Genomic DNA, 22,432 nt, shown 5'->3' on the forward strand with positions numbered 1-22,432 from the left:
CGAGCGCCAGCTCGCGATGCGCCGCGCGGGCGGCGCTCGATCTCACAGGCGCTGCAGCGTCAAAGACAGGCCCTTCATGAAGACTGCCCCGACCACCCTCATCCGCGAAACCTTTCCCGTAGGCCCCTTGCAGTGCAACTGCACGCTGATTGGCGACCCATTGACCAAGAAAGCCATCGTCGTCGACCCGGGCGGTGACCCGGACAAGATCCTCGCGCGCCTGCAAGCTCACGGCCTCACGCTGGTAAGCATCATCCACACCCATGCGCACTTCGATCACTTCCTGGCCTCGGGCAAGCTCAAGGAGCTGACGGGCGCCACGTTGCACCTGCACAAGGACGACCAGGCCCTGTGGGACAACCTGGAGATGCAATGCCAGATGTTCGGCGTGCCTTACACGCCGGTACCGGCGCCAGACCGCTGGCTGGGCGATGATGAAGAACTGGCTTGCGGCTGCGGCGTGGCCCTTCACACGCCAGGGCATACGCCAGGCTCAATGAGCTTCTGGTTCGCCGACGCCAAACTGCTGATTGCCGGCGACACCCTGTTCCGCCGTGGCATTGGCCGCACCGATTTGTGGGGTGGTGACCAGCGGGCTATCGTTCGCTCCATCAAGGAGCGGCTGTACCGGCTGGACGAGGAGGCCATCGTGGTGACCGGCCACGGGCCTGACACCCGTCTGGGCGACGAGATGCGCGAAAACCCCTTCGTGCGTGCCTGATGGCACATGAAGGCACTTTCATGGAATTTTTCGTTGCCGATGCAATCCAAGGCTGGCATAGATCCCTTTGAGATCTGCCGCATTTACGAATTTTAGTAGGAGCTTGTCCATGTTCACCATGCGTCGTCTGATTATCGTCGCAACTGCCGCTGCCCTGATGACTGGCTGTGCCAGCCAGAATCCTTACGACAACCAGGGTCAGGCGCAGGGCTCCACTGGGATGAGCAAGACCGCCAAGTACGGCGGCCTGGGCGCGCTGGCCGGCGCCATCGCCGGTGCCGCCATCGACCACAACAACCGTGGCAAGGGTGCGCTGATCGGTGCTGCCGCAGTGGGTGCCGCCGCCGCCGGTTATGGCTATTACGCCGACAAGCAAGAAGCCGAACTGCGCGCGCAAATGGCCAACACTGGCGTGGAAGTGCAGCGCCAGGGTGACCAGATCAAACTGATCATGCCGGGCAACATCACCTTCGCTACCGACTCGGCCAACATCGCGCCAAGCTTCTACTCGCCGCTGAACAACCTGGCGGGCTCGTTCAAGCAGTTCAACCAGAACACCATCGAAGTGGTCGGCTTTACCGACAGCACCGGCAGCCGCCAGCACAACATGGACCTGTCCCAGCGCCGCGCGCAGGCAGTCAGCACCTACCTGACCTCGCAGGGTGTGGATGCCTCGCGCATCTCGGTACGTGGCATGGGCCCGGACCAGCCGATCGCCAGCAACGCCGACGCCAATGGCCGTGCGCAGAACCGCCGCGTGGAAGTGAACCTGAAGCCGATTCCGGGGCAGCAGTATGACCAGCAGCAAGGTCAGGTTCAGCAGTATCCCTGATTGATTCCTGGGGCCGCTTTGCGGCCCCAGTGATTTGCTAGCGCACCACGCTGGCCTGAATCGCCGTCAGGGCAATGGTATGCACGATATCGTCAACCTGTGCCCCGCGTGGCAAATCGTTCACTGGCTTGCGCAAACCCTGCAACATCGGCCCCAGGCTGACCCCGTCGGTGCTACGCTGCACCGCCTTGTGCGTGGTATTGCCGGTATTCAGGTCGGGGAACACGAACACCGTGGCACGCCCGGCCACAGGGCTGCCTGGTGCCAGCTCCCGAGCAATGGCCGGGTTGGCTGCCGCGTCATACTGCAAAGGCCCATCGATCAGCAACGCCTCTGCTGCACCTTGCGCCAGGCGAGTCGCTTCGCGCACTTTCTCGACTTCTTCATCGCTGGCCGAATCGCTTGAATAACTGATCATCGCCACCCGCGGCGCGATGCCGAAGGCCTGCGCCGATTCGGCGCTCTGGCGGGCGATCTCTGCCAGTTCGGCAGCACTGGGGTGGGGGTTCATCACGCAGTCGCCGTACACCAGTACCTGCTCGGGGAACAGCATGAAGAACACCGACGACACCAGGCTTGAGCCTGGCGCGGTCTTGATCAACTGCAGCGCCGGGCGGATGGTATTGGCGGTGGAGTGAACCAGGCCCGAGACCAGGCCGTCCACTTCGTCCAGGGCCAGCATCATGGTGCCGATCACGACCGGGTCTTCCAGTTGCTGCTCGGCCATCGGTGCGTTGAGGTTCTTGCTCTTGCGCAGCGCCACCATGGGCTCCACGTAGCGCCCGCGAATCAGCTCGGGGTCGAGGACTTCCAGGCCGGGCGGCAGGGCAATGCCTTGAGCGCGGGCCACGGCCTCGACATCTTCGGGCTTGGCTAGCAGTACGCAGCGGGCAATGCCACGGGCCTGGCAGATGGCTGCGGCCTGCACCAACAGCGGCTCGGCACCTTCTGGCAAAACGATGCGCTTGTTGGCCTGCTGCGCGCGCTGGATCAACTGGTAGCGGAACACTGCCGGCGACAGGCGCATTTCACGCGGGGTGCCGCAGCGTTGGTGCAGCCAGGCTGCGTCGAGGTGGCTGGCGACGAAGTCGGTGATGAACTCGGCGCGCTCGCGGTCGTCCACGGGAATCTCGCGGTTCAGCGAGTTGAGCTGGTTGGCCGTGTCGTACGAGCCGGTGCTGACCGACAGGATCGGCAGGCCGGCCTGCAGTGCGCCGCGGCACAGGCCAAGGATGCGCGCGTCGGGCTTGCTGTCGCTGGTCAGCAGCAGGCCGGCCAGTGGCACGCCATTGATTGCTGCCAGGCTGACGGCGAGGATGATGTCGTCGCGGTCGCCCGGCGTGACCACCAGGGTACCCGAGGTCAGCAGCGGCACGGTGTTGGCGACCGTGCGTGCGCAGATGATGATCTTGCTCATGCGCCGCTGCTCGTAGTCGCCGGCATTGAGCACCTGGGCGCCGAGCAGCTCGGCCACGTCGCGGGTACGCGGGGCGTTCAGCTCGGGTTGGTAGGGAATGCAGCCAAGCAGGCGGAAGTCATTGCCGCGCAGCAACGGCGAGTGTTCACGCAGGCGGGTGGCGAAGTCGGCCATGCTCTCGTCGGTGCGAACCTTGTTGAGGATCACCCCGAGCACTTTCGGGTCGCGCGGCCCGCCGAACAGCTGGGCCTGTAGTTCGACCCGGCCGGACAGTTCGCTGAGCACTTCGTTTTCCGGTGCCGATACCAGGATCACCTCGGCATCCAGGCTTTTCGCCAGGTGAAGGTTGACCCGCGCGGCGTAGCTGGCGTGGCGCGTGGGCACCATACCCTCGACCACTACCACGTCATTGCCGATACAGGCTTGCTGGTAGAGACGGATGATTTCCTCCAGCAACTCGTCCAACTGGCCATCGCCGAGCATGCGCTCGACCTGGGCCAGGCTCAGTGGTACCGGAGGGTTGATACCGTGGGTGCGAGCCACCAGTTCGGTAGAGCGCTCGGGGCCGGTGTCACCCGGGTGGGGTTGGGCGATCGGCTTGAAGAAACCGACCTTCAGGCCGGCGCGCTCCAGGGTACGCACCAGGCCCAGGCTGATGGATGTCAGGCCGACACCGAAGTCGGTCGGCGCAATGAAAAATGTCTGCATGCGTGCTTCTCGAAATAAGCGGTGCAAGAAATTAACGGCCAAGGGTAGCGCTATCGGCCCCTTGTGCGCACCAGCCGCACGCGAAAGGCTGGCCAATGTGCTGCGCGCGCTGGGCCGGGTCGAGCACCCAGGGGCGTGCCTGCCACGGCGGTTGGTGGCGCAGGTGTTGGGTGTGGCCGCAGGACAGTTCGGCCACCCAATGGCCTTCTTCGTCCAGATGGAAGCCTGTGATCCGACTGATGGGCCGTTGCTCGTCCGAGGTGCGTTCGCAATCGGACGATGGCTTGGTTACACTTGTCCGCTCTACATTCTTTTGCAAAAGGTCTTGCCCCATGCTGATCGCCGCCAACAAGGCTGTCTCCATCGACTATACCCTGACCAACGACGCCGGGGAGACCATCGACAGCTCCGCCGGTGGCGCGCCGCTGGTCTACCTGCACGGTGCCAGCAACATCATCCCAGGCCTGGAAAAAGCCCTGGAAGGTAAACAGGCTGGTGACGAGCTGAACGTTACCATCGAGCCGGAAGACGCCTACGGCGAATACCTGGCCGAGCTGGTCAGCACCCTGAACCGCAGCCTGTTCGAAGGCGTCGACGAGCTGGAAGTGGGCATGCAGTTCCACGCTTCGGCACCGGACGGCCAGATGCAGATCGTCACCATCCGCGACCTCGACGGCGACGACGTCACCGTTGACGGCAACCACCCACTGGCCGGCCAGCGCCTGACCTTCAAGGTAAAGGTTGTCGACGTGCGTGACGCCAGCGAAGAAGAAATCGCTCACCGCCACATCCACGGTGAAGGTGGCCATCACCACTGATTTTCTGCGCTAAGCTCAGAAAGTCGCCAGGCGCTCGGGCAAGCCGATTTGCCTTCCTACGGGAGGTGGACGGTTTGGACGAGCGCCTTTTTAGTGGGCGCAATTCGCCCCCGCGGCAACCGGGAACCTGAGAGGGGATTTCATCATGAGTGCATTTCACGACCTGAAACTGGACGCGCTGAACGGCGGAGAGCTGCCGCTCGCACCGTTCAAGGGGCAAGTGGTGCTGGTGGTCAACGTTGCCTCCAAATGTGGTCTCACGCCGCAATACAAGGCCCTGGAAAACCTCTACCAGGTTTACAAGGACAAGGGCTTCAACGTGCTTGGCCTGCCGTGCAACCAGTTTGCCGGCCAGGAGCCGGGTAGCGAAAAGGAAATCCAGGACTTCTGCAGCCTCAACTATGGGGTGAGCTTCCCGCTGGGGGGCAAGTTGGAGGTCAACGGCCCGCAGCGCCATTCGCTGTACCGTCTGCTGGCGGGTGAGGGGGCCGAGTTCCCCGGTGACATCACCTGGAACTTCGAGAAGTTTCTGGTGGGCAAGGATGGGCGAGTACTGGCGCGTTTTTCACCGCGCACGGCGCCGGATGACCCGGCGGTAGTCCAGGCCATAGAAAAAGCACTTGCCTGAAGTTTTACGCACTTCCTGTAGGCGCGGCCTTGTGCCGCGAAAGGGCCGCAACGCGGCCTCTCGATGGTTGCGGTAGTGCTGAAATCCGGGGGCCGCTGTACGGCCCATTCGCGGGGCAAGGCCGCTCCTACACTGATCGCGTGGGGCCCAAGCTTGAAGCAGGTGCGGCAGCAGATGGGTTCTGGGCTGAATGCAGATACCCCTCGAACTGCTCGACAATCGCGGGCCAGCCCTGACGGCTGGCATGCTGCCGCGCATTCAGGCGCACCCGGCGCAAGGTTTCCTCTTCTTCCAGCAGCCAGCAGGCGGCATCGATGAATGCGGCCTCATCCCCTGGCATGGCCAGCCCGCCACTGTGTCCATGGCGAATATGCTGCGCAGCTGCCGCCTCGTCATAAGCCACCACCGCCAACCCCGAAGCCATGGCCTCGAGCACCACGTTGCCAAAGGTCTCGGTCAAGCTGGGGAACAGGAACAGGTCGCCGCTGGCATAGTGCTCGGCCAGCAGCTCGCCGCGCTGGGCGCCACAGAACACTGCATCTGGCACCTGCTGTTGGAGGCTGGCACGCTGCGGGCCGTCACCGACCATGATCAGACGCAAGCGCTTCTGTGGATAAGTTTTCTGCAATGCCTCGAGACAAGGCCGCAGCAAGCCAAGGTTCTTTTCCACCGCCAGCCGTCCGACATGCAATACGGCGATATCATCCGGGCCGAGCCCCCAGCTTTCACGCAACGCCTGGTTGCGCCGGGTCGGGTTGAACAGGCCGGCATCGACACCTCGTGCCAACAGTTCCAGGCGCTCGAACCCACGGCGTTCAAGCTCCAGGCGCTGGCTGACACTGGGTACCAAGGTGATCGCCGTGCGCCGATGGAACCAGCGCAGATAGTGGGTGAGCAGGCGCGCCAGCAGGCCCAGACCGTACTGGCCGGAGTACTGCGGGAAGTTGGTGTGGAAGCCGCTGACGACCGCGATACCCAGGCGCCTGGCTGCGCGCAGGGCACTGAGCCCTAGCGGCCCTTCGGTGGCGATGTACAGCACATCCGGGCGCTGCCGGCGCCAGCGACGCAACAGCTTGTGCATCGATACCTCGCCCCACTGCAAACCCGGATAGCCCGGCAGGGCCCAACCACGGCACAGCATCAGATGCGGGTCGTTTTGCACGGGGGCTTCGCCGGCCTGGCGCGGCCGTACCACCTCGACCTCATGGCCGCGTTGACGCAAGCCTTCACTGAGGCGGCCAAGGGTGTTGGCCACGCCGTTGATCTCGGGTGGGAAGGTTTCACTGACCAGGGTAATGCGTAGGGCGGGTGTATTCATGACAAAAAGTTTCCGCCTGCAGGATTGCGCCAATGTGACTGCCATGTGACGTACAGATGACGCCTGACCGCTGACGCTTTCGCCTTTATGAATATTTCCTCGCACGGCACTCAAGAAGGTGTCATCGGCAGCCGATGAAGATGCATTCGACTACGTGATGCGCTCCAGGAGAGCGGTGATGTTCAACAACAAGCTCAAGCAAGAAATCCGGCAGTTGCGCGAAGACCTGATGTCCATGGAACAGGTCAAGAGTAGCCTCGACAGCGAGATGCTGGTACTGCAGCTCGACCCTCAAGGACGGATCGAGATGGTCAACGGCAACTTCGAGAGCGAGATGCTCTACCGTGCCGAACAATTGCTTGGGCGCAATATCGAGGACATCGTCCCGGCTCATGTGAAGACCCTCGACTTTTACCAGCGCATGAAAAGCGCGATCAGCCGGGGCGAGCACCTGAACGGCGCGTTCCGTCTGTTGCGCGGCAATGGGCAGGAGGCCTGGCTGCGTTCGATCCTGCAGCCGGTCAAGAACAGCGAGGGGCGCATCAAGTACTTCACCCTGCATTCCAGCGACCTTACCCGTACTATCGAGACCTCGCGCGAGCACGAAAGCCTGATCAAGGCGCTGATGCGCTCCACCGCAGTGATCGAGTTCGAGCTCGACGGCACCATCCTCACCGCCAACGACCGTTTCCTCGCCACCGTCGGTTATCGTCTGGAGCAGATTCGCGGTAAGCACCACCGCATATTCTGCGAGCCGGAGGAGGCCAACTCGGCCGGCTACCAGGCCTTCTGGGACAAGCTGCGCCGTGGTGAATACGTTGCCGAGCGCTTCAAACGCATTGATGCCCATGGCCGGGTGATTTGGCTGGAGGCTTCGTATAACCCGATTTTCGATGCCCACGACGTGCTGTACAAGGTGGTCAAGTTCGCCACGGTGATTACCGATCAGGTCAACCAGGAGCAGGCAGTGGCCGAGGCGGCAGATGTCGCCTACAGCACCTCCCTGGGTACCGATGTCAGTGCCCGCAAGGCCACCGAGGTAGTCACCCAGACCGTCAGCGTGATGCGTGGCCTGGAGGCCTCGATGCAAGAGGCGGCCGAGGGTATCCAGGCACTTGATACTCAGTCGCGGGTGATCGGTTCGATCATCAAGACCATCAGCGACATTGCTGGGCAAACCAACCTGCTGGCGCTTAACGCAGCCATCGAAGCGGCCCGTGCGGGCGAGCAAGGGCGGGGGTTTGCCGTGGTTGCCGACGAAGTGCGCCAACTGGCCTCGCGCACCAGCACCGCCACCGAGGAAATCGCTCGGGTGGTGCAGCAGAACGAGCAACTGGCGCAGGCGGCAGTGTCGATCATCGACACCAGCAAGCGCCAGGCCGAACAGGGGCTGGCGCTGGCGGACGAGACGGGCAGCGTGATTGTCGAGATTCAGGATGGGGCGAAGCGAGTGGTGGATGTGGTGGGGCAGTTCTCCAGCCGATTGGGGCAGTGACGCCCCAGCCCGGCAGGGGTATGGCGGGCGCGGGGATCAGTTGCGCTCGCGCACCCAGAACAACGTAGCCCCCGCCACCGCCGCCGGCATCATCAGCACGTTCACCCCCGGAATCATCAGCGCCAGGTAGGTGATGCCGCCAAAGCCCAGGCTTTGCCAGCGCTTCTGGCGCAGCCAGGCGAGCATGTCCTGCCAGCTCATCTTGTTGTTGTCCGCCGGGTAGTCGATGTACTGGATGGCCATCATCCACACACCGAAGATGAGCCACAGCGGCGCCGCCACCACGTTGACCACCGGGATCAGCGACAGGATGAACAGGCCGATGGCCCGCGGCAGGAAGTACCCCAGCTTGCGCATTTCGCGGCTGAAGGTGCGCGGTACCATGGCCAGCAGTTCGCCCCAGCTGAACGCTGGGAAGGTGTCTTCGCCACGGACCACCACCTCGACCTTTTCCGCCAGGAAGCCATTGAATGGGGCGGCGATGATGTTTGCCACCAGGGTGAAGGTGAAAAACACCATCAGCAGCAGCAAGGCAACGAACAACGGCCAAAGGATGTAGCTGAGGAAGCTCAACCAGTCAGGCAGCGTTGGCATCAAGGCATCGAGCCACAGCCCGAACTGGTGGCCGGCGAAGTAGATCAGGCCACCGAACAGCAGCAGGTTGACCGTTAGCGGCAGCAGCACGAACAACCGCAGGTTGGGGCTCAGCACCAGTTTCAGGCCTTCACGCAGGTACTGGGGGCCAGAGAGGACAGGGGCTTGCATCTAGTTACTCCGCACAGAAGGAAAACGCGCTGACCTTACCGAGTTTGCCGCGCCGACGAAAGGCGGGTAGCGGGCGGGAAACGGGCTGTAACAAAAGCGTCAGGGGCATGGCTATCGATGAAATCGCAGCATAGACGATGCCTATGAGGTGGATTGTCGAAGGATATTTCCTTAATCTTTGCGACCTCGCTACAGTGCGCTCAACTTTCCGCTTTCTGGGCCTGCGCGTTGTAGCCTTCCCCAAGTGCTGCGTGGGTCCTTTTTAATTTTCCAGCTGGCGCAGCCGGTACACCGATACCGGCCCGCTCGACAGGAGTTCGACATGTCTGAAGTACGTCATTCGCGCGTCATCATTCTCGGTTCCGGCCCTGCCGGTTATAGCGCTGCGGTGTATGCCGCCCGTGCCAACCTCAAGCCGCTGCTGATCACCGGCATGCAGGCCGGTGGCCAGCTGACCACCACCACCGAAGTCGACAACTGGCCGGGCGACCCCCACGGCCTGACCGGCCCGGCGCTGATGCAGCGTATGCAAGAGCATGCCGAGCGTTTCGAAACCGAAATCGTCTTCGACCACATCAATGCTGTCGACCTGGCCAACAAGCCGTTCACCCTGCAGGGTGACAGTGGCAAGTACACCTGCGACGCGCTGATCATCGCCACTGGCGCCAGCGCTCGCTACTTGGGCCTGCCGTCGGAAGAAACCTTCATGGGCAAAGGCGTTTCGGCCTGTGCTACTTGCGACGGTTTTTTCTACCGCAACAAGCCGGTCGCCGTGGTCGGCGGTGGCAACACTGCCGTGGAAGAGGCGCTGTACCTGGCCAACATCGCCAGCAAGGTGACCTTGGTACACCGTCGCGAAACCTTCCGCGCCGAGAAGATTCTGGTCGACAAGCTGAACGCGCGCGTGGCCGAAGGCAAGATCGAGCTCAAGCTCAACGCCACCCTGGACGAAGTGCTGGGTGACAACATGGGCGTGACCGGTGCGCGCCTGAAGAACAACGATGGCAGCAGTGACGAGATCAAGGTCGACGGCGTATTCATCGCCATTGGCCACACCCCGAACACTTCGCTGTTCGAAGGCCAGCTGACCTTGAAGGACGGCTACCTGGTAGTCAATGGCGGCCGTGAAGGCAATGCCACCGCCACCAACGTCGAGGGCGTGTTCGCCGCCGGTGACGTGGCTGACCACGTTTACCGTCAGGCCATTACCTCGGCCGGCGCTGGCTGCATGGCGGCATTGGATGTGGAGCGTTACCTGGACGGGTTGGCCAACGCTTCGTTCTGATCCAGCAAGGCAACAAAAAACCGGCTCAGTGGCCGGTTTTTTGTTGCCTGCGTTCAGCTCACAGGCTCAATCGCATCGACAGGTCTACCGCCTTTACATCCTTGGTCATGGCGCCAATCGAGATGTAGTCCACCCCAGTCTCGGCAATCACCCGCAAGGTCGTTTCGTTTACCCCGCCACTGGCCTCCAGCTTGGCCTTGCCAGCGTTGATACGCACCGCTTCGCGCATTTCGTCCAGGTTGAGCTCGTCGAGCATGATGATGTCTGCACCAGCGGCCAGCGCCTCACGCAGTTCTTCCAGGCTCTCCACCTCGATTTCCACCGGTTTGCCCGGTGCGATGCGGTGCGCCGCCGCCACGGCTTGGGCTACGCCGCCGCTGGCAGCAATATGGTTTTCCTTGATCAGGAAGGCGTCGTACAGGCCGATGCGATGGTTGTCGCAGCCGCCACAGGTCACCGCGTACTTCTGCGCCAAGCGCAGCCCAGGCAGGGTTTTGCGGGTGTCCAGCAGGCGTACCTGGGTGTCTGCCACCAGGTCGGCGAGGAAGCGTGCACGGGTGGCGACCCCCGACAGCATCTGCAAGAAATTCAGCGCGCTGCGCTCACCGCTGAGCAGCGAGCGGGCCGGGCCTTCCAGATGGAACAGCGGCTGATTGGCAGTAGCCCGTTCACCGTCGGCCACCTGCCAGTGCACTGCAACACGCGGGTCGAGCTGGCGGAAGACGGCATCGACCCAGGCGGTGCCGGCGATTACGCAATCCTCGCGGGTGATGATGGTGGCCTTGGCCAGGCGCTCGGCCGGGATCAACTGCGCGGTGATATCGCCACTGCCGATGTCCTCCAACAATGCGCGGCGCACGTTGGCTTCAATTTCAGCGGTCAGGTCGGCAAGGCGTAGGTTCGGCATGTTCGGCTCCACAAGCTAGATGCCGGCGATTATAGGGCAGAGGGCTTGCGTGTACAGCCGCCTTGATGATGACCATTGGTCGGGCGTGGTGAGCAGACCGTGCAAAACAGGGTCACTGAACAGCCTGTAAAACGGCGCTGGCAGCTGTACGAAATTTTATCGATAATGGCGACCAGTATTTGGCGTCATAGCTTTGACGATGATGGGCCCGTCCGGGCAAGACACCCTGCAAGGAGTCCAGGATGCAAAAAGAAGGCAAGGTGGTGCCCTTGGCGGCAGCCATCGACCGAGGCGGGCGTGCGCCTCTGCCTTGCCTTCCGGTCTTGCTACTGCAAGTGCGCGACAAGGCTGCTCTGCAGTTGCGTCAGGGTTTGCAGGACTTGTTCGACAACGCCGACGACACCCTTTTCGAAATGGCCGACAAGGCCTTGGACTGCTGTGACCAGAGCCTGTACTTCGAGGCCATGCGCGACTTGCGCCTGAAGCGCAAAAGCATCGAACGTGGTTTTCTCGATACGTTCTACGACACCTTTGCGCGCATTGGCCAAGTCGACCTGCTGGCTCAGCAGGTCGAGCCGGGCAACCTTTGCAGCAAGGCCCAACTGGAGCGGGCTGCCGCCATCGATGGCATGGTGGCGCGGGTGTTGTCACGCGATGGCATTGCCTTGCAGCAGTTGGGCTTGCGTTTGCAGGCGCTGCTCGACCGGCCGCTGTACGAGCCGCACAACCCGTTGGGGCCTGCCGCATTATGCAGTTACTTCCTCGATGCCGGGCGTAACCTTGGGGTTGGTTTGCGGGTCAAGCTGGTGCTGCTCAAGCTGTTCGAGCGCTATGTGCTGCGCGATGCCGATGTGATCTATGGCGAAGCCAACCAACTGCTGGCCGCCGCCGGTGTGCTGCCCGAACTGCAGCCGGCACCGCGGCGGCGGGCTGAAGACCAGCGCATGCGTGCACGGAGGGGGCACGCGAACCTTGGTCAGACGGTGGGCGCGGATGCGGCAGGGCAGGCTTTCTTTGCCTCGGTGCAGGCGCTGCTGGCCCCGGTGCGCGGGCAGTTCGCCCCGCGCTTGCAGGCAGTGTCTGCCGCCCAGCCGATCAGCTGCGCCGACCTGCTCCGGCTGCTATCGCATTTGCAGCACTACGTGCCCGCCACCCACGAGGCCGATGATTTCGAGCTCGGCCAGCAGCTTGAGCAACTGTTGTTGCGGGTCAGCGTGCGCAGTGGCACGCGCCGGCGCCTTGCCGTGGCCGACGAAGACATGATCAACCTGGTTGGCATGCTGTTCGCCTTCATCCACAACGACGACAACCTGCCGGCCAGCCTGCGGGCGCTGATTGCCCGCTTGCACATTCCGCTACTCAAGGTGGCCTTGTTGGACAAGGGGCTGTTCAGCCGCGCGAGCCATCCGGCGCGCCGGCTGCTCAACGAGGTCGCCGGTGCGGCGATTGGCTGGGAATACGGCAGGGAAGGGCAGCGTGACAGCTTGCACTTGCGGGTAGAGCGAATCGTCCAGCGCCTGCTCAATGATTTTGCCGAAGATGTCGGCTTGTTCACCGAGCTGCTCGACGACTTCCTCGCTTTCAACCAGGACGAGCGGCGGCGCAACGAGTTGCTGGAACAACGCACCCGTGATGCCGAAGAAGGCCGAGCCCGGACGCTGCAGGCCAGGCAACAGGTGCAAGATGTGCTCAACCAGCGCCTGCGCGGCCGAGTATTGCCGCAGGTGGTGGTACACATGTTGGTACAGGCCTGGAGCCAGGTGTTGCTGCTGGCTTGGCTGAAACAGGGCGAGAATTCCCAGGAATGGCGCGACGCGTTGCAGACGATGGACACGCTGCTGGCCAGCATCACTGCGCCCCATGAGCCACAAGCCTTGTTGCAGCAGGTGCCGGGCCTGCTCAAGGCGCTGCGTGAGGGCTTGGCCAGCGTGGCCCTGGACGCGCTGGCCACCCGCGAGTTCTTCCTGCAATTGGAGCAGTTGCACCTGCGCGCCTGCGCAGGTGCCCAGGTGCTGCCGAGTGGCGATGGGCAACCACTGGCTGATGTACGGGTGGCCGAAGACATTGTGCTGGCAATGGCCGAAGAGCCCGCCTGTGTGCCGCTGCAGATCGCCGACGGGCAGGCTGCAGCGTTACACCAGGCTCAGCGCCTGCGCATCGGCACCTGGGTCGAGGCGCTCGATGAAGACGAACCCCTGCGCTGCAAGCTGGTGGCACGTATAAACAGCAGTGACCGGCTGGTGTTCGCCAACCGCACCGGCATGAAAGTGCGCGAATGGAGCAGCACCAGCCTGGCCCAGGCACTGCAGCGGGGCGAAGTGCGCGTGCTGGATGACGGGCTGCTGTTCGAGCGTGCACTGGAGGCCGTGCTCGACGGCTTGCGGCAAGGGCTGGTGCAGTAGCGGCAGCATTACAATCATTCACATGCACACGGTGTTGGCCACAGGGCATACTGTTGTCTTGTTCATGGCGTTTTCAGGATCTGCCCCATGCAATTGGACCGTGCCACTGGCTGGTTCCACGGAATCGGAATCACCCACTGCCCCTCGCCGAACTTCAATGCGCGCCCAGAGGGCGAATCGATTTCCCTGCTGGTGATCCACAACATCAGCTTGCCCCCGGCCTGTTTCGGCACCGGCAAGGTGCAGCAGTTCTTCCAGAACTGTCTGGACCCCGATGAACATCCCTACTTTGCCAGCATCAACCATCTGACAGTGTCGGCGCACCTGTTCGTCGAGCGTGACGGTGCGGTGACCCAGTTCGTATCGTTACGTGACCGCGCCTGGCATGCGGGGGTGTCGAGCTTCGACGGGCGCGAGGGCTGCAATGACTTTTCCATCGGCATCGAACTGGAGGGTACCGACGACCAGCCCTATACCGATGCCCAGTACGCTGTGCTGGAGCAACTTACCCGGCACATCCGCGGTGCCTGGCCGGCCATCGACCTGAGCCGCATCCAGGGCCATAGCGACATTGCCCCGCAGCGCAAGACCGACCCCGGCCCGGCCTTCGATTGGCCGCGCTACCGTCAGGCGCTGCAGCACAATGAGGATGAGGCATGAGTTTTCTGGTTTTGTTGCTGGCGCTGTGGGTCGAGAAGTTCTCGGCTTTGCGCCATCAGGTGCAGCGCGATGGGTTCTTCCTTGGCGAACTTGTACGCCTTGAGCGCAGCGGTAAGGTGCACCCGTGGTGGACGCTGGCCATTCTGGTCTTGGCGCCGGTCGCGCTGCTGGTATTGCTGCTGCATGTGCTGGAGCCAGTGGCCTATGGCTTGCTGGCCTTGCCGGTGCACCTGCTGGTGCTGATCTACAGCCTGGGCCGTGGCGATGCCAAGGCCTCGATGGGCCCGTTCCGCGATGCCTGGCGGCGGGGCGACGACCAGGCGGCGCTGCATGTGGCCGAGCGTGACCTGGGCCTGGTGGCCGATGAGCCGCACAGCCTGCTGGTACGGGTACAAGGCAACCTGCTGTGGCAGGTGTACCAGGGCTTTTTCGCGGTGATCTTCTGGTATTTCGTGTTGGGCCCCGGTGCGGCGTTGGCTTATCGACTGCTGGCACTGTGTGGCGAACACAGCAAGCAGCCAACGCTCAAGGCGCGTGCCGAGCAGCTGCGGCACATCATGGACTGGCTGCCAGTACGGGTGCTGGCGCTGAGCTTTGCCCTGGTGGGCAACTTCCTCGCCGTGACACGGGTAATGCTGCACGAGGTGCTCAACTGGCACATCAGCGCCGCGCACCTGGTGGCCCGGGTCGGGCGTATTGCCGATGACATTCCAGAGGAAGAAGACAGCCAGCGTGGGCTGGGGCGGCTGGACAGCCTGTGGGAGCTGCTGCTGCGCTGTGCGGTGTTGTGGTATGCCGGGTTCGCGCTGTGGACCGTGCTGGTTTGATTCATGGCCGCCGCCACAAAAACCACGCTCACCTGGATTTCACCAGCCAAACAACTCGCAGGCATTGCGGCTACTGGCCTGCGCCAGCTCTTCTACATCCAAGCCCATCACCTGGGCCAGCGCCCCGGCAATGTCCGGCAAGTGTTCCGGGCTGTTGCGCATCCCTGGGTGCATCACCGGCGCCATATCCGGCGCATCGGTCTCCAGCACCACGCTCTCCAGCGGCAGCCGCGCCAGCGTCTTGCGCAGCCGCAGCGCCTGCGGCCAGGTGCCGGCGCCGCCAAGCCCGAGGCGGAAGCCCAGCTTGATGTACTCACGGGCCTCTTCGTAACTGCCGGCAAACGCATGGATCACCCCCGCCCGCACCGGTTTGTAACGCTTGAGCGTGGCAATTACCTGGGCATGGCTGCGGCGCACATGCAACAGCGCGGGCAGGTCGAAGTCGCAGGCCATTTGCAGTTGCGCTTCGAACAGGCCCTGTTGGCGCGTTTTGTCCAGGTCCTCAAGGTAATAGTCCAGGCCAAACTCGCCCACGGCGCATAGCCGCGGGTCGCCGCGCAGGCGCTCCAGCCATTGGCGTAATTGCGTCAGGTGCTCTGGGCGATGCTCGTCGAGGTACACCGGGTGCAGGCCGAGTGCCGCAAACAGGCGTTCATTGGCGCAGGCCAGGTCCCACACCCGTTGGAAATTTGCCTGATAAACCCCCAGCACCACCATCCGTTCCACCCCGCGTGCCGCCGCGTTGGCCAGCAGGCGCGAGCGGTCGGCGTCGAAGTCGGGGAAGTCCAAGTGAGTGTGGGTGTCGATCAGGCGCATTTTCAGGCCGCTGTGATGCGTTGCTTGAAGGTGCGGCCAACGGCATGCACGCCGGGTTCGTAGCGTTTTTCCTCAATTGCGGCCAGGGCCAGTTCCAGCGCGGTGGCGGCAATCAGGCCATGCTGCTGGGCCATGGCATTGACCGGTAGCGGCAGGAAGTCGAGCAGTTGGTTGTCGCCAAAGGTGCCCAGTTGCAGCTGACGCGAGTCGGCAGGGCGTGCCTGCAGGGTGTCGAACACCCCTTGCAGCAGCACATAGGAGGTGGTCACCAGGGCATCCGGCAAGCCACCCAGGTCTTCGATCAGCTGCTGCATCAGGCGTTGGCCGCACTCGCGGCTGAACGCTTCGCCCTGGTAGCGGCGCACTTCGCCGGCATAACCTTGCAGGGCTTCGTCGAAACCGCCTGCGCGCGCCTGGCTGACCGACAGCTCGGGGCGTGCGCCGATCAAGGCAATGCTGCGTGGGGCCGAATTGAGCAGGCTGGCGGCCAGTTGGCGGCTGGCATCGCGGTCATCGCTGATCACCGAGCAGAAGTGCGCAGGGTCCAGGCGGCGGTCGATGGCGATCACCGGCAGGCCTTTGTCCTGCAAGTCACGGTAGCTGTCATCTTCTGGCGGCAGGCAGCTGGCAACGAACAATGCATCGCATCGGCGCGCACGGAACAGCTGCTGCAGTTGGCGCTCGCTGTCGGGCTGGTCGTCGCTGCTGGCGATCAGCAACTGGTAGCCGCGGGCGCGGGCGCCTTGCTCCAGTTGCTTGGCAATGCGGGCGTAGCTGGGGTTCTCCAGATCCGGGAGAATGAAGCCCAGGGTGCGGGTATGCCGGCTGCGCAGCCCAGCAGCCTGCGGGTTGGGGGTGAAGCCGTGGGCTTCGACCACCGCGCGTACCCGCTCGACAGTACTGTTGCTGATGCGCTGCTGTTCAGCCTTGCCGTTGATGACGTAGCTGGCAGTGGTCACGGACACACCGGCCAGACGGGCGATATCGCTGAGTTTCACCGAATTTTCCTTGTTATTACCGGGGCTGGCTGTAAGGCCGGACCGGGTAGTTTGACCCGGCACGGGCATCACGCGCAGACGACCATTGTCGCAATTGTCCGACAGGATGGGGCTTTTTACCGGGCAGATTATCGAGTAACGTGGCCGTCTGGTCAGGTTAAACGTTTCAGCTGCCGAATTTTCTGCCTCGGCTGCCATCCGTGCAAGGCTGCGGAACTGGCCCTTTATGTGAATTTCACAACAATACTCCAGTACCCGAACGGGAACTGCAAAAGGAGAAGGTCATGCTCGAGCTCGCCAAGGAGCAGATAGCCATGGGCCAGACGGCCGCCGACAAGGCCGAGGCATTGAGCCTGCTGGCGGACCGGCTGGTCGGGGACGGCCTGGTCGCCGAGGGTTACCTGCAAGGGCTGCAAGCCCGCGAGGTGCAGGGCTCGACGTTTCTTGGCCAGGGCATCGCCATCCCCCATGGCACGCCGCAAACCCGTGATCTGGTGTATACCACCGGCGTGCGTCTGCTGCAGTTCCCCGAGGGTGTGGACTGGGGTGACGGGCAAATGGTCTACCTGGCCATCGGTATCGCCGCTCGCTCCGACGAACACCTGCGCCTGCTGCAGCTGCTCACCCGCGCCCTGGGCGAGACCGACCTGGCCGAAGCGCTGCGCCGGGCCAGTTCCGCCGAAGCGCTGCTCAAGCTGCTGCAGGGCGCACCACAGGCACTGGCGCTGGATGCGCAGCTGGTTGGCCTGAACCTGCCGGCTGAAGACTTCGACGAACTGGCCTGGCGCGGTGCCCGCCTGTTGCAACGTGCCGATTGTGTCGACAGCGGCTTTGCCGCCGTATTGCAGCAAGCCGAGCCGCTGCCGCTGGGTGAGGGCCTTTGGTGGCTGCACAGCGAGCGTCAGGTACGTCAGCCGGGCCTGGCGTTCATCACCCCCCAGCAGCCGTTGCGCTATCGCGACCAACCGCTCAACGGTTTGTTCTGCCTGGCGAGCCTAGGCGCCGCTCACCAAGCCTTGCTCGAGCGCCTGTGCGAAGTGCTGATTGAAGGCCGTGGGCAGATGCTCTACCAGGCCACCAGCAGCCGCGCGGTACTGGAAGTGCTGGGCGGCGAAGCGCCGGCGGATTGGCCCAGCGCGCGTATTGTGCTGGCCAACCCTCATGGCCTGCATGCCCGCCCGGCCAAGGTGCTGGCACAGCTGGCCAAAGGCTTTGAAGGGGAAATCCGTGTGCGCCTGGTCGACAGCGCGCAGCCAGCGGTGTCGCTGAAGAGCCTGAGCAAGCTGCTGAGCCTGGGCGCCCGCCGTGGTCAGGTGCTGGAACTGGTCGCCGAGCCTGGCATCGCCGCCGATGCCTTGCCGGTGCTGCTGGCCGCTATCGAACAAGGCCTTGGCGAAGAGGTTGAACCGCTGCCGCAGAGCGTCACGCCCATGGCCGATCACCCACCCGAAGTGCTGCAGGCCCCAGCCGCCGGCAGCCGTATCCAGGGTGTGGGCGCAGCGCCCGGCATTGCCAGTGGCCCGGCGCATGTCTGTGTCGAGCGTGAGTTCGACTATCCGTTGCGTGGCGAATCCTGCGCCCAGGAGCGGCAGAAGCTGCGCGCAGCCATCGCCAGTGTGAACGGCGAACTGCAGGCGTTGGTGCTGCGCAGCGACAAGGCCATTGGCGAAATTTTCGTCACCCATCAGGAAATGCTTGCCGACCCGGCCCTGACCGACGATATCGAACAGCGCCTGGCCCAGGGCGAAAGCGCTGCGGCCGCCTGGATGGCCGTGATCGAAGCCGCAGCCCGTCAGCAGGAGTCGTTGCACGATGCCCTGCTCGCTGAGCGCGCCGCCGACCTGCGCGACATTGGCCGCCGCGTGCTGGCGCAGCTGTGTGGTGTGCAGGCGCAGGTTGAACCCGAGCAACCCTATGTGTTGGTGATGACTGAAGTCGGCCCGTCCGATGTCGCCCGCCTGGACCCGAACCGGGTTGCCGGCATCGTCACCGCCCAAGGCGGTGCCACGGCCCACAGTGCCATCGTCGCCCGTGCATTGGGCATTCCGGCGGTGGTCGGCGCAGGTGCGTCGATTCTGCTGCTGGAGAGTGGCACGCCGCTGCTGCTCGATGGCCAGCGTGGAGTGGTCAGCGTGGCGCCGCCAGTGGATGAGTTGCAACAGGCGCTGGCCGAGCGCGACCTGCGTGAGCAGCGCCTGCAGGCTGCCTGGGCCAACCGCTTCGAGCCAGCCGTCACCCGTGATGGTCATGCCGTCGAGGTGTTCGCCAACATTGGCGACAGCAACGGCATCGCCAAGGTGGTGGAGCAGGGCGCCGAAGGCGTTGGCCTGCTGCGCACCGAACTGATTTTCATGGCCCACCCTCAAGCGCCGGACGTGGCCACCCAGGAGGCCGAGTACCGCCGTGTGCTCGATGGCCTGGGCGGGCGGCCACTAATGGTGCGCACCCTCGATGTCGGTGGCGACAAGCCGCTGCCTTACTGGCCCATCGCCGCCGAGGAAAACCCGTTCCTTGGTGTACGTGGCGTACGCCTGACGCTGCAGCGCCCGCAAATCATGGAAGACCAGTTGCGCGCCTTGCTACGGGCCGCCGACCAGCGACCGCTGCGCATCATGTTCCCGATGGTTGGCCAGGTGCACGAATGGCGCGAGGCTCGGGCCATGGTCGAGCGCCTGCGTGCAGAAATCCCGGTCGCCGACCTGCAACTGGGCATCATGGTCGAGGTGCCTTCGGCGGCCCTGCTGGCAGCGCAATTGGCGCGCGAAGTGGACTTCTTCAGCATCGGCACCAATGACCTGACCCAGTACACCTTGGCCATCGACCGTGGCCACCCTAGCCTCTCGGCCCAGGCCGACGGCCTGCACCCGGCAGTATTGAACCTGATCGACATGACGGTGCGTGCCGCCCATGCCCAAGGCAAGTGGGTGGGCGTGTGTGGCGAGCTGGCGGCCGACCCGCAAGCGGTCGCCGTGCTGCTGGGCCTGGACGTGGACGAGCTCAGTGTATCCGCGCGCAGCATCGCCGAAGTCAAGGCACTGGTTCGCCAGGCCGATCACCAGACGGCCCGCGCCCTGGCGCGCGAAGCCTTGCAACAGGACAGCGCTGCGGCAGTTCGCGCGCTGGTGGAGCGTTACTGAATGGCCAAGATCCTCACCCTTACCCTGAACCCGGCGCTGGATATCACCGTCGGCCTGGACACCCTGCGCCCTGGGCAGGTCAACCGTAGTCAAGCGCAGCAAAGTCACGCAGCGGGCAAGGGGCTGAACGTTGCCCAGGTATTGGCCGACCTGGGGCACAGCGTGACCGTCGGCGGTTTCCTCGGGCAGGACAACCTGCAGCCCTTCGAGGCGTTGATCGCCTGGCGCGGCTTTGCCGACTGCTTTGTCCGCGTGCCGGGCGAAACCCGTAGCAACATCAAGCTGGTCGAGGCCGATGGCCGCGTCACCGATATCAACGGCCAGGGCCCGGAGGTCGACGAGGCGGCACGCAGCGCCTTGCTGCGCAGGCTGCAGCAGGTCGCCCCAGGTCATGATGCGGTGGTGGTGGCCGGCAGCCTGCCGCGTGGGATCAGTGCCGACTGGTTCCGCCAGTTGCTCGAACAGCTGAAGGCGCAAGGCCTCAAGGTGGCCCTGGATAGCAGCGGTGAAGCCCTGCGTGCTGGCCTGCAGGCTGCGCCCTGGCTGGTGAAACCCAATACCGAGGAGCTGGGCGAAGTGCTTGGTCTGGCTGTGGATAACCCGGCGCAGCAGCGCGCTGCCGCCGAGCGCCTGCTGGCCGCTGGCGTTGAGCACGTGGTGGTCTCTGCAGGGGAGCAGGGCGTCAGCTGGTTCCGCCGCGATCTGGCCGTGCATGCCTGCCCGCCCAAGGTGCGGGTCGCCAGCACGGTGGGGGCGGGGGATTCGCTGGTGGCCGGCATGGTTCATGGCCTGCTGCAGGGCGAGGCCCCCGCGCAGACCTTGATTCGTGCCACTGCAATTGCCGCCCAGGCCGTCACCCAGGTTGGCTTCGGCATCCGTGACCGCGAGCAACTGGAACGTCTGGAAGCCGCCGTGCAACTGACAGAACAACAAGAGGGTTGCCGATGAACATTGCCATTGTCACCGCCTGCCCCAACGGCCAGGTATCGAGTGTGCTGAGCGCGCGCCTGCTGGCTGCCGCTGCCCAGCGACGTGGTTGGAGCACCAGTGTCGAAGTGCTGGATGCCGAGCACCCTGAGCGGCAACTGAGTGCGGCACAGATCGCCGAGGCCGACTGGGTGCTGGTGGTCAGCACCGGCCCGGTGGACCTGGCCCGCTTCGTCGGCAAGCGCCTATACAAGAGTACGCCGTCCCAGGCCTTGGCTGATCGCGAGGGCTTCCTCGACGAAGCGGCCGCCAACGCCCAACTGCTGAGCGCATTGCCTGACACCCCGGCCGCAGCTGGCAGCGGCGCTGCTCGTATCGTTGCCGTCACTGCCTGCCCGACCGGCGTTGCGCACACCTTCATGGCTGCAGAAGCTTTGCAGCAAGCCGCACAGCAACTGGGATACCAGCTCACCGTCGAGACCCAGGGCTCGGTCGGTGCGCGCAACCCGTTGTCCGCCGAAGCCATCGCTGCAGCAGACGTGGTGTTGCTGGCCGCCGACATCGAAGTACCCACCGCGCGTTTCGCCGGCAAGCGTATTTACCGCTGCGGCACCGGCATCGCCCTCAAGCAGGCCCGCGCCACGCTGGACAAAGCCTTGGCCGAAGCCAAGGTGGAAAACAGTGCAGAGGCTGCGGCGGCCAGCACGGCAGCCAAAGGCGAGAAGAGTGGGGTATACAAGCACCTGCTCACTGGCGTGTCGTTCATGCTGCCGATGGTAGTGGCCGGTGGCCTGCTGATTGCCCTGTCGTTCGTGTTCGGCATCGAGGCCTACAAACAGCCGGGCACCTTGCCGGCGGCGTTGATGCAGATTGGCGGCGAGGCTGCGTTCAAGCTGATGGTGCCTTTGCTGGCCGGTTACATCGCCTGGTCCATTGCCGACCGACCGGGGTTGGCCCCAGGCATGATCGGCGGTTTGCTGGCCAGCACCCTGGGGGCTGGTTTCATTGGTGGCATCGTCGCGGGTTTTCTTGCCGGTTACAGCGCCAAGGCCATTGCCCGTTGGGCGCGCTTGCCGAGCAGCCTGGAAGCGCTCAAGCCGATTTTGATCATTCCGCTGCTGGCTAGCCTGTTCACCGGCCTGGTGATGATCTACGTGGTTGGCCAGCCGGTAGCGGCGATGCTCGAAGGCCTTACGCACTTCCTCGACAGCATGGGCACCACCAATGCCATTCTGCTGGGGCTGTTGCTGGGCGGCATGATGTGCGTCGACCTTGGCGGGCCGATCAACAAGGCCGCCTATGCCTTCTCGGTGGGGCTGTTGGCTTCGTCGAGCTACGCGCCGATGGCGGCGACCATGGCCGCTGGCATGGTGCCGCCGATCGGCCTGGGTATTGCCACCTTCCTGGCCCGGCGCAAGTTCGCCCAGAGCGAGCGTGAGGCGGGCAAGGCGGCACTGGCGCTGGGCTTGTGCTTTATCTCCGAGGGGGCTATCCCGTTTGCCGCCAAGGACCCGCTGCGGGTGATCCCGGCCAGTATCGTCGGCGGTGCGCTGACCGGTGCATTGTCGATGTACTTTGGCTGCAAGCTGATGGCACCGCATGGCGGCTTGTTCGTGCTGTTGATCCCCAATGCGATCAACCATGCGCTGCTGTACTTGCTGGCGATCGTGGCGGGCAGCCTGTTGACGGCGGTGGTGTATGCGGTGATCAAGAAGAGCGAGCAGGTGGAGCTGGCGGTGGCGCCGGTTAAAAGTGCCTGAGCTGCCCCCGT

General features: G+C 63.9%; 18 protein-coding genes and 2 pseudogenes. 13 read left to right on the forward strand and 7 right to left on the reverse strand.

The features are described from left to right. The first annotated feature begins 76 nt into the window (after positions 1 to 76). A complete protein-coding gene (locus APH35_RS18685; RefSeq protein ID WP_060515248.1) occupies positions 77 to 721 on the forward strand; it encodes an MBL fold metallo-hydrolase in 645 nt (214 codons plus the stop codon). Positions 722 to 830: 109 nt separating this feature from the next. Continuing rightward, the gene (locus APH35_RS18690; protein WP_012270522.1) at positions 831 to 1,553 is read left to right on the forward strand and encodes an OmpA family protein; all 723 of its coding nucleotides are present in this window, start codon (positions 831 to 833) and stop codon (positions 1,551 to 1,553) included. A gap of 37 nt (positions 1,554 to 1,590) precedes the next feature. On the opposite strand, the gene pta is transcribed toward APH35_RS18690, so the two are convergent. Next, positions 1,591 to 3,678 (reverse strand): phosphate acetyltransferase, encoded by a 2,088-nt coding sequence (gene pta, locus APH35_RS18695; protein WP_012270523.1) that lies wholly within the window; start codon positions 3,676 to 3,678, stop codon positions 1,591 to 1,593. 31 nt (positions 3,679 to 3,709) lie between these two features. Then, entirely contained in the window at positions 3,710 to 4,012 is a 303-nt protein-coding gene (locus APH35_RS18700; protein ID WP_060515249.1) for a DUF3565 domain-containing protein, read from the reverse strand. On the opposite strand from APH35_RS18700, the gene APH35_RS18705 reads away from it, so the two are divergent. Both APH35_RS18705 and APH35_RS18710 read left to right on the forward strand, forming a co-directional pair. Further along, positions 4,011 to 4,496, forward strand: a complete 486-nt coding sequence (locus tag APH35_RS18705) for an FKBP-type peptidyl-prolyl cis-trans isomerase (protein ID WP_060493634.1) — start codon at positions 4,011 to 4,013, stop codon at positions 4,494 to 4,496. The two genes, APH35_RS18700 and APH35_RS18705, sit on opposite strands and share 2 nt — an antisense overlap. Positions 4,497 to 4,641: 145 nt before the next feature. Continuing rightward, positions 4,642 to 5,124, forward strand: a complete 483-nt coding sequence (locus APH35_RS18710; protein ID WP_012270526.1) for a glutathione peroxidase — start codon at positions 4,642 to 4,644, stop codon at positions 5,122 to 5,124. A 127-nt stretch (positions 5,125 to 5,251) separates the two neighbouring features. Here the strand turns inward: APH35_RS18710 and APH35_RS18715 are convergent, their stop codons facing one another. Next, a complete protein-coding gene (locus tag APH35_RS18715) occupies positions 5,252 to 6,442 on the reverse strand; it encodes a glycosyltransferase family 4 protein (RefSeq protein ID WP_060515250.1) in 1,191 nt (396 codons plus the stop codon). Between the two features lie 307 nt (positions 6,443 to 6,749). Between APH35_RS18715 and APH35_RS29770 the strand changes: the two are divergent. Further along, positions 6,750 to 7,349, forward strand: a pseudogene (locus APH35_RS29770) (PAS domain-containing protein); the annotation flags it as partial. A 174-nt stretch (positions 7,350 to 7,523) separates the two neighbouring features. Next, positions 7,524 to 7,937, forward strand: a pseudogene (locus APH35_RS29775) (methyl-accepting chemotaxis protein); the annotation flags it as partial. Between the two features lie 36 nt (positions 7,938 to 7,973). Here APH35_RS29775 and cysZ read toward each other — a convergent pair. Beyond that, on the reverse strand, positions 7,974 to 8,702 hold the full coding sequence (gene cysZ / locus APH35_RS18725) for a sulfate transporter CysZ (protein WP_012270529.1): 729 nt from the start codon (positions 8,700 to 8,702) through the stop codon (positions 7,974 to 7,976). 322 nt (positions 8,703 to 9,024) lie between these two features. On the opposite strand from cysZ, the gene trxB reads away from it, so the two are divergent. Next, positions 9,025 to 9,987, forward strand: a complete 963-nt coding sequence (gene trxB / locus APH35_RS18730; protein ID WP_003247318.1) for a thioredoxin-disulfide reductase — start codon at positions 9,025 to 9,027, stop codon at positions 9,985 to 9,987. Between the two features lie 58 nt (positions 9,988 to 10,045). On the opposite strand, the gene nadC is transcribed toward trxB, so the two are convergent. Then, positions 10,046 to 10,894 carry a carboxylating nicotinate-nucleotide diphosphorylase gene (gene nadC, locus APH35_RS18735; protein WP_012270530.1) on the reverse strand — a complete coding sequence of 283 codons (849 nt, stop codon included), beginning with the start codon at positions 10,892 to 10,894 and terminating at the stop codon, positions 10,046 to 10,048. A 242-nt stretch (positions 10,895 to 11,136) separates the two neighbouring features. On the opposite strand from nadC, the gene APH35_RS18740 reads away from it, so the two are divergent. From APH35_RS18740 to ampE, 3 genes are all read left to right on the forward strand, one after another. Continuing rightward, entirely contained in the window at positions 11,137 to 13,296 is a 2,160-nt protein-coding gene (locus APH35_RS18740; protein ID WP_060515251.1) for a DUF1631 domain-containing protein, read from the forward strand. Positions 13,297 to 13,383: 87 nt separating this feature from the next. Further along, complete coding sequence (gene ampD, locus APH35_RS18745) at positions 13,384 to 13,956, forward strand: 1,6-anhydro-N-acetylmuramyl-L-alanine amidase AmpD (RefSeq protein ID WP_060515252.1); 573 nt, start codon at positions 13,384 to 13,386, stop codon at positions 13,954 to 13,956. Continuing rightward, entirely contained in the window at positions 13,953 to 14,783 is an 831-nt protein-coding gene (gene ampE, locus APH35_RS18750; RefSeq protein ID WP_012270533.1) for a regulatory signaling modulator protein AmpE, read from the forward strand. Before ampD ends, ampE begins: the two co-directional genes overlap by 4 nt. 39 nt (positions 14,784 to 14,822) lie before the next feature. Here ampE and APH35_RS18755 read toward each other — a convergent pair whose 3' ends face one another. Further along, the gene (locus APH35_RS18755) at positions 14,823 to 15,599 is read right to left on the reverse strand and encodes a TatD family hydrolase (protein WP_060493631.1); all 777 of its coding nucleotides are present in this window, start codon (positions 15,597 to 15,599) and stop codon (positions 14,823 to 14,825) included. A 2-nt stretch (positions 15,600 to 15,601) separates the two neighbouring features. After that, positions 15,602 to 16,597, reverse strand: a complete 996-nt coding sequence (cra, locus tag APH35_RS18760; RefSeq protein ID WP_012270535.1) for a catabolite repressor/activator — start codon at positions 16,595 to 16,597, stop codon at positions 15,602 to 15,604. Between the two features lie 284 nt (positions 16,598 to 16,881). Between cra and ptsP the strand changes: the two genes are divergently transcribed. The 3 genes from ptsP to APH35_RS18775 are packed head-to-tail and all read left to right on the forward strand — an operon-like array spanning position 16,882 to position 22,421. Next, positions 16,882 to 19,734: a phosphoenolpyruvate--protein phosphotransferase gene (ptsP, locus tag APH35_RS18765; RefSeq protein ID WP_060515253.1), complete on the forward strand. Its 2,853-nt coding sequence runs from the start codon at positions 16,882 to 16,884 to the stop codon at positions 19,732 to 19,734. Next, a complete protein-coding gene (pfkB, locus tag APH35_RS18770; protein ID WP_012270537.1) occupies positions 19,735 to 20,682 on the forward strand; it encodes a 1-phosphofructokinase in 948 nt (315 codons plus the stop codon). Then, positions 20,679 to 22,421 carry a PTS fructose-like transporter subunit IIB gene (locus tag APH35_RS18775; protein WP_060515254.1) on the forward strand — a complete coding sequence of 581 codons (1,743 nt, stop codon included), beginning with the start codon at positions 20,679 to 20,681 and terminating at the stop codon, positions 22,419 to 22,421. The genes pfkB and APH35_RS18775 overlap by 4 nt, the downstream gene beginning before the upstream one ends. Positions 22,422 to 22,432: the final 11 nt, after the last annotated feature.

Origin of the sequence: Pseudomonas sp. NBRC 111132, assembly GCF_001320565.1 — a bacterium.
Taxonomy (GTDB): domain Bacteria; phylum Pseudomonadota; class Gammaproteobacteria; order Pseudomonadales; family Pseudomonadaceae; genus Aquipseudomonas; species Aquipseudomonas putida_P.